This is a genomic window from Thomasclavelia sp., assembly GCF_017889095.1.
Taxonomy (GTDB): Bacteria; Bacillota_I; Bacilli_A; order Erysipelotrichales; family Coprobacillaceae; genus Thomasclavelia.
Window position 1 is genome coordinate 1 of the sequence record NZ_JAGHEW010000023.1, and the last position, 7,988, is coordinate 7,988.

The 7,988-nt window shown below is 31.5% G+C and carries 9 protein-coding genes and 1 other annotated feature; of the genes, 1 reads left to right on the top strand and 8 read right to left on the bottom strand.

Going from position 1 to position 7,988, the window contains the following annotated elements; genetic code table 11:
* Positions 1-72: 72 nt before the first annotated feature.
* Positions 73-267, bottom strand: coding sequence for a 50S ribosomal protein L35 (gene rpmI / locus J7M77_RS01095; RefSeq protein ID WP_087299017.1), 195 nt, complete (start codon positions 265-267; stop codon positions 73-75).
* Between the two features lie 17 nt (positions 268-284).
* Positions 285-839 carry a translation initiation factor IF-3 gene (gene infC / locus J7M77_RS01100; RefSeq protein ID WP_296875142.1) on the bottom strand — a complete coding sequence of 185 codons (555 nt, stop codon included), beginning with the start codon at positions 837-839 and terminating at the stop codon, positions 285-287.
* Between the two features lie 14 nt (positions 840-853).
* Positions 854-975: a sequence feature (ribosomal protein L20 leader region), on the bottom strand.
* A 159-nt stretch (positions 976-1,134) separates the two neighbouring features.
* Here infC and pfkB point away from each other — a divergent pair.
* Positions 1,135-2,061 (top strand): 1-phosphofructokinase, encoded by a 927-nt coding sequence (gene pfkB, locus J7M77_RS01105; protein ID WP_296875143.1) that lies wholly within the window; start codon positions 1,135-1,137, stop codon positions 2,059-2,061.
* 147 nt (positions 2,062-2,208) lie between these two features.
* Here the strand turns inward: pfkB and J7M77_RS01110 are convergent, their stop codons facing one another.
* The 6 genes from J7M77_RS01110 to J7M77_RS01135 form a co-directional block, all read right to left on the bottom strand.
* Positions 2,209-3,045: an RluA family pseudouridine synthase gene (locus J7M77_RS01110; RefSeq protein ID WP_296875145.1), complete on the bottom strand. Its 837-nt coding sequence runs from the start codon at positions 3,043-3,045 to the stop codon at positions 2,209-2,211.
* A complete protein-coding gene (locus J7M77_RS01115; protein WP_296875146.1) occupies positions 3,038-3,340 on the bottom strand; it encodes a YbjQ family protein in 303 nt (100 codons plus the stop codon). Before J7M77_RS01115 ends, J7M77_RS01110 begins: the two co-directional genes overlap by 8 nt.
* Before the next feature lie 21 nt (positions 3,341-3,361).
* On the bottom strand, positions 3,362-5,311 hold the full coding sequence (locus J7M77_RS01120) for a hypothetical protein (protein WP_296875148.1): 1,950 nt from the start codon (positions 5,309-5,311) through the stop codon (positions 3,362-3,364).
* Positions 5,312-5,368: 57 nt separating this feature from the next.
* Positions 5,369-5,890: a GNAT family N-acetyltransferase gene (locus J7M77_RS01125; RefSeq protein WP_296875150.1), complete on the bottom strand. Its 522-nt coding sequence runs from the start codon at positions 5,888-5,890 to the stop codon at positions 5,369-5,371.
* A complete protein-coding gene (locus tag J7M77_RS01130) occupies positions 5,887-6,081 on the bottom strand; it encodes a hypothetical protein (RefSeq protein ID WP_296875152.1) in 195 nt (64 codons plus the stop codon). The genes J7M77_RS01125 and J7M77_RS01130 overlap by 4 nt, the downstream gene beginning before the upstream one ends.
* Positions 6,082-6,268: 187 nt before the next feature.
* On the bottom strand, positions 6,269-7,855 hold the full coding sequence (locus J7M77_RS01135; protein WP_296875154.1) for a peptide chain release factor 3: 1,587 nt from the start codon (positions 7,853-7,855) through the stop codon (positions 6,269-6,271).
* Positions 7,856-7,988 lie beyond the last annotated feature (133 nt).

The window sequence follows — 7,988 nt, forward strand, 5'->3', positions numbered from 1 at the left end:
ACTTTTTTTCTTCTATGTCTAGTAGTATATCCACCTTTTACTCTTGCCATTTATTCATTCCTCCTACATCAATTATTTTGGTAATCTTGATTTAATTCTCTTATAATCTGAAGCACTAACTAAACCTGATTTAGCTAAATGTTTCTTTTGTTTATGAGTTTTATTATGTGATAAATGTGAAGTGTAAGCATGGCTACGTTTCAATTTACCGCTACCTGTTCTTTTTAAACGTTTTTTAAGACCGCTATGTGATTTCATTTTTGGCATGACATATTCCTCCTAAATTATTTTTTCTTTGGTGCAATTATTGCAGTCAAGGTTCTACCTTCAAGCTTTGCAGGCTTTTCAATTTGCCCTACTTCAGCGCATTCAGCTACAAAGTCGTCAATAACTTTTTTACCAAGTTCCGTATGAGCTAATTGTCGCCCTCTAAATCTAATTGCAATTTTTACTTTATTTCCTTCTTCTAACCATTTTAATGTTCTTTTTAATTTAACATTTTTATCATGAACATCAATTGTTACCGACAATTGAGTTTCTTTTAAAGAAACAACTTTAGAATTACGTTTCATTTCTTTCGCTTTCTTTTGTTGTTCAAAACGATATTTTCCAAAATCCATAATTCTACATACTGGTACTTTTGCATTAGGAGCAACACAAACTAAATCTAATCCTTCGTTATACGCTAAATCAATTGCTTGATTACGACTTTTTACTCCCAAACGATCTCCATTTTGATCGATTACAAGTACCTCTTTAAAACGAATTTTTTCATTTACTAACTCATCGGGTTGTTTTGGTTTTCTGTTATCAAATCTGCTAATAAAAGCCACCTCCATTTTGTGCAGTTTGTAGTTTAAATAAAAAGTGAGTACATTAAGCACCCACAAATTGACATTAAGATATTATATCTTAGTGACATTTGCCCATCGACTTGATCAATCGGGCGAGAAGCAGGCACTTCTTCTTTCCACTACTTTTCATTTACTCGTGTATAATACCATTTAATCTAATCAAAGTCAATAAATTATTCAGGAAATATGCAATTTTTTTCAACGTCTTAAAATAAACTTGATTTTTACTTATAAAGCCAATTATACTGTAATTAAGTAATATTTATTGTGGAGGTAAAATATGATTTATACCATTACATTTAATCCCTCATTAGATTATTTGATGTTCGTCGATAATTTTGAAATTGGACAAACCAACCGATCATCAAAGGAACAGATCTATCCTGGGGGCAAAGGATTCAATGTATCAACTATTTTATGGCGCTTGCAGGTGCCAACTACAGCATTAGGATTTATTGCGGGATTTACCGGACAAGAAATCGAAAAGCAATTATCCCTTCGTGGCTTTAATTTAGATCTTTGTAAACTTGATCAAGGAATGTCGCGAATTAATGTTAAGATGAAAAACAGTGAAGAAACGGAAATTAATGGTAGTGGTCCAGAAATCCCCGCTTCAAAAATAACGGAACTTTTTAATAAGCTTGAACAATTGAAACAAGGTGATATCCTTGTATTAGCGGGAAGTATTCCTAATTCCCTTCCTGATGATATTTATGAACAAATCATGAAACAGCTTGAGGATAAAAAGATATTAATTATTGTTGATGCTACTAATAATTTGCTTAGAAAAGTTTTACCATACCATCCTTTTTTAATCAAACCTAATCTTCATGAATTAGAGGAACTGTTTGCTACAAAGATTACTAGCCAAAAACAAATAATTGAATATGGAAAACAATTACAGCAGTTAGGCGCTAGTAATGTTTTAATTTCACTAGGAAAAGACGGTGCCATTTTAATAGCCGAAAATAACACTGTTTATGCTTGTCCTGGTGCTAAAGGTAAATTAATCAATAGCGTAGGTAGCGGTGATAGCATGGTAGCAGGATTTATCGCCGGATATTTGGTAAACCATGACTATGCAAATGCTTTAAAATTAGGCAGTGCTTGTGGTGGCGCAACAGCATTTAGCAGTGATCTTGCCCAAAAAGAATTAATTGAAGAAATTGAACAGCAGTTAACAGTAACTGTTATTTCGGGGTCATAATTTTAAATTATGACCTTTTATTGAGTGAACGTTTATTTTCCAGCCATTCAAGCAATAAAAAAATAATCAAGACCAAAAATGCTAACATCATATCACCGTTATTAGTATATGATTAGTTTTTTAAAATATAACTAAAAAGCTCTGTTATTATTTAACAGAGCCAAATAGACTAATAAATTCATCAGGAAGTTTAGCCTCAAATTCCATTTTCCGTTTAGTTTGAGGATGAATAAATCCAAAAATATCTGCATGTAAACCTAACCGTTTGATCGGATTAGTTGTTGCTCCATATTTTTTATCACCGATAATACTATGACCAATTGATTGTAACTGTACTCGGATCTGATTTTTTCTTCCGGTATCTAAATTAATTGATAATAAGCTATTGTTTTTCGTTTCTTTAATAACTTGATAATGGGTAATTGCCAGCTTACCTTTAGTAGCGATATAAACTTGCTGGGTCTTACTTTCTTGAAGATAACTTTTGATCGTTCCCTGCTTTTTAGTAAGTCGCCCTTCAACAATTGCTTTATAACCGCGTTTATAGACTAATTTATTCCAATTATTTTGTAATAAATTTTTGATTTCTTCATTTTTAGCGAACATTAAGACACCTGAAGTTTCTCGGTCAAGACGATGAACAATAAATACGCGTGCTTTTTTGTTCTTTTTCTTTAAATATTCGCTAACATAGTGATAAGCTGTTTTTTCTTTTTCTAAACCACCAGCTATACTTAAAAGACCAGATGGTTTATTGATTACGATCAATTGATTATCTTCATATAATATCTCTAATTGATTATCTTGATTAGAATCAACAAAAACAAGATCACCAATATTTAATTGATAATCAAACTGACTAATAGTTTGATCATTTACTTTAACACATTTATACTTTAATAAGTTTTTTACTTTCTTTTTATTATATTTAGTTAATAAAAAATCAAATAAACTGCCTGGCTGGCTAACTTTAAATCTATTCATCGATTTTTTCAGCCTTTACTGCCATTCCGGAAACTTGACATTCGATCATATTATGACCTAAATTAGTAGTAGTAAAGCGAACATTGATAATTGCAGTTGCATGACGACGCATTGCCTGTTCAACTGTTAAAGCCATCGCATCTTGTCTTTTAGCATCTAATAGCTGTTCAATATCAATATTATCATCACTTTCCAATGCCTGATTCAATATTTTACTACCAAAAACTATTCCTAAATTTTTGACGATCTTATATCCAGGGATATAATCCATCGTACTCATTTCAATCATGTTCATTTTTAACCCTCCCATAACTAACTATCTGGTATTAAAAATTCGATGAGCATTTAATAAAAGTACCACTGATACAACTAAATTAGCAACTAAAGCAATCCACCATGGTAAAACGTTTACTAATGCTTCAATCAATATCACCAAATTAGTGATTAAACCAATAAAAATATTTTCAATAATAACTGCTTTTTGTTTTTTAGAAATCTTAAAAGTTTCAATTACAGTATCTAAATTAGAATTCATTAACATAATATCACTATTATCAATTACTTTTTTATCTTTGATACCGCCACGGCTAATTCCTACATAAGATTTTTGCAACAATGCAATATCTTTGGAGTTATCACCAATATAAGCTACCGGGCCAACAACTCCAGCTTTATCCATTATTTCTAACTTTTCATCAACTGTTAAGTTATTATAAATTTGATATTGATCATTTTCCAAATCAACCGGTCCATCATTAAAGATAATCAAATCAACATGCATCTTCGACATCTTTGCAAATAAATCCATTTCTTCTTCACTAACTTCAACGCCATCAAACCGATCATAAATAACCGTCCGACATGAGTTAAGGGCATCAAGCCCACTATTTTCTTTAATAATAATATTTTTTGAAAAAGCTTTAGCTACTCCGGCTAATACTGCAAAAGAAGATGACTGTCTGTAAGCAAAAGTACCTGAAATAGTTAATAAAATAATTCCTGCATAAATATATTTAAAATTATGTGTTAAATCGACTAGTGGGACAATCGTCAAACAAATCAACCCAGCTACTACCAGCAAGATAGAATCAATTCGACAAATCAATTCAACAATGTGATATGTTTTTGACGATCCAGCTGGGGCCATCATCGCAATTTCTAAGATTTTGTTCATTGCACTACGTTCGTATGTATATAAAATTTTAATTCTTAAAGTATCTTTAACATTGACACTTCCACTTTGAACTTCCTGTCCTGGTTTTACTGTTTCTAAAACTTCACTACCATTGATTGCAAAAACATCCAATTCACTTTCACCAGAAACAACAACTCCGCCTAGTGGAATTGATTCTCCCGGTAAAACAACTAAAACATCATCAATATCAACATCTTCTAAAGAAACCATTTCATATTCATTTTCACCAATTTCACGTCTACCAATAACATCAGGATCGATCTTATCGTCAACTTTATCAATAGTATATGCTTGTATCTTTAATAGCAGCCATTCACCGATTTGATATAAAATTGAAATAAACAGTGTTTCTAAATAGGCACCATAAATTATTCCAAAAAAACAAGCTACTACAATAGTAATATTTTCACTGATAAACTGTTTTAGTTTTATATCTTTATATGCTTGTTGCCAGGTTTTTTCACTAATAACTAACCAGGTAATTAAATACCCGATTTTAGTAATGAAATTAGGATCTTCACGGGTTACGATTCCTAGTGATAGAGCAACTACCAAAACGGCAATACGTATCATTGCTCTTAAATATTTTTCTTGAAACAAATCTTGAGATCGAAATGGTTTACGCCATAATTCCACATCAATTGCTGGATTTACTTTATCCACGATTCGATTCAATCGTAATAAGATCTTTTTATCATTAGTTGTTACTTTTAAAAGTTTATTGGTAAAATCTAAACTAACATTTTCATAGGCTGAATAATGAGAAATAACTTCTTTGATTTGATTGGCATCTTCTTCACTTTCTAAATTAGTGAACATAAAAATATGTTCGATCTTTTTTTCTGAGGGAACAAACTCTCTTTTTCTTGAATTAATTTCTTCTTTTAAGACCAGATCTTCACCAGCGTTTTTTAAAAACAGCTGAACGTTTTCGGGATCTTCACAATGAAATGAAATTCCGGTTTTACCAACTTTAATACGTGACACTTCTTCCATTTCGTTTAAAAGAAGAGTAATCTCATTTAACTTGTTACTATCGGATATATTATCGATATAGAAATTACTTGCCATCGTGTTCTCCTTTCTAATATTCACTTAATTTTAGCATATCTATGCCAATTTGCCAAATCATTCTATGCTATAAACTAATTTTAAAATGCGTGGATACAGTTTTTCAAACTCTTGATTGTCTTTAATTGGCTTTGATGACATCAAATAAAAATACAAAGGTTCTTTTAAACTTCTAACTGGTGGTACAAAATAATCAAACTGATCATTTAAGACTAACCCATTTCGTTTATAAAAAGCAATCCTCCGGTTACTTTGATCATCTTGAGGATGCTCTACTTCTAAAATCACCTTTTTATTATAAGTATCTAAAAAATACTGCAACATTTTACTGCCAGTACCTTTACCTTTAAAACTGCCATCAATAGCAAAATAATCAATAAAATAAAAATCTGTTTCCTGATAATAAGATAACACACCAACAATCTTATCATTATCCTTTAAACCTAGGATTTGATAATCACCATTAAAAAAAGTTTCTTCCATATATTCATAATCTTTAATTTCTTTACGTGGAAAATTGTTTAATAAGATCGTATAAAAAGTTTTAAATTCCTCTTTTGTCAATAACTCGTATTTCACTTTCTCACCCCGGTTTTTTTATTAATTAACACAAAACTTTCTTCAAATTCTTCCTTAGTGCATGAAAGATCAAATTCTTTACCATAAATCTTATAGTTGATTTGAAGATGACCACTATCACGAATAACACAATCATAAATTTCACCTTTAGTAAACAAATCGCGCTGTTGTTTACCTATTACAATATTCATTGTCTTTTTACACCGACAAACTCGACGTTTTCCTACATTTGCAATAGCAACCACCACCTTTTGGCTTCTATTATATCATATTTCTTTTTATTTAGGTGTAAAATAGCACTATCACATTATTATGACAGGATTAAGCGGTTGTTAATCTTGATCTTAAAACAAAAACAAACCCTTGAAAATCAAGGGTTTAGTTCTTACTAAATTCTAATAATTCTAAATCAGAATTCTTTTCATTTGCCCAGCGAACTGACCATTCACTAGTAAACAATAATAAATGCTGTCCTTTTAAATCTTGGACTTTTTTAGTATCACTTGATAAATTCAATGATTTAAGATCCTGATTTGTTTTGATCCAGCGAATATATTGATATGGAAGGGGTTCTTTAATGATTTCAACATTATATTCTGTTTTTAACCGATGTTCTAAGACTTCAAATTGTAAGACCCCAACAACACCAACGATGATTTCTTCCATACCACCACCAAGTTCGGTAAAGATCTGAATCGCCCCTTCTTTGGCAATCTGTTCAACCCCCTTAACGAACTGCTTTCTTTTCATTGTATCTTTATTGCGGATCAATGAAAAATGCTCAGGTGCAAAAGTGGGAATTCCTTCAAAAGCAAACTTTTCTTTACCAGTAGTAATCGTATCTCCAATCGAAAAAATACCCGGATCAAAAACACCAATAATATCACCAGCATAAGCTTCTTCAACTTCCTGCCGTTCATCAGCCATTAACTGTTTTGACTGATTTAATTTAAGCTTACGTTTACCCTGGTAATGATAAACTTCCATACCTTTAGTAAACTTACCAGAACAAATTCTAAAAAATGCCATACGGTCACGATGGGCTTTATTGATGTTTGCCTGAATCTTAAAGACGAAAGCGCTAAAATCTTCACTAAATGGATCAATTGTTTTTTCACCGGTACTGCGAGGTAATGGTGAAGTTGTCATCGCTAAGAAATGTTTTAAAAATGGTTCAATTCCAAAATTAGTTAAAGCCGAACCAAAAAATACTGGTGATAATTGTCCTTGACGAACTTTATCTAAATCAAACTCATTTCCCGCCATATCTAATAATTCAACGTCTTCTTGCAGTTTATTATATAACTCTTCATCAAGCTCACTTAATAATTCCGGATCATCATAATGCATTATTTTAGTATCTACTTCTTTACGACCACCATCAACTGGAATAAAACGAATTACTTCTTTACTTTGGCGTTCATATACCCCTTTAAATTCTTTACCACAGCCAATTGGCCAGTTGATTGGACAAGTATCAATCCCTAATTCTTGTTCAATGTCTTCCATCAACTGATAAGGATCACGAGCTTCACGATCCATTTTATTAATAAAAGTAAAGATAGGAATATGACGCATAGTACAAACTTTAAACAATTTACGAGTTTGATCTTCGACCCCTTTACTTGCATCAATGACCATGACCGCACAATCAGCCGCCATTAAAGTTCGATAAGTATCTTCAGAGAAATCCTGATGGCCTGGGGTATCTAGAATATTAATACAAAAACCATCATAATTAAATTGTAATACTGATGATGTAACTGAGATCCCTCTTTGTTTTTCAATTTCCATCCAGTCACTAGTTGCATGTTTACTATTTTTCTTACCCTTAACACTACCAGCCTGTTGGATCACACCACCATATAATAAAAACTTTTCTGTAAGTGTTGTCTTACCAGCATCAGGGTGAGAAATAATTGCAAATGTTCTTCTTTTTTCAACTTCTTTTCTTATTTCACTCATCAAATAAACTCCTTATACTATTTCCTTATTCATCTTAATTTCTATCTTTAACTCTCACATTTTTATAACTCCTTGCAAAGATTAATAATATCGACTAAACATGATTTTGTCAACCAAATCTTACTTCTAAAAA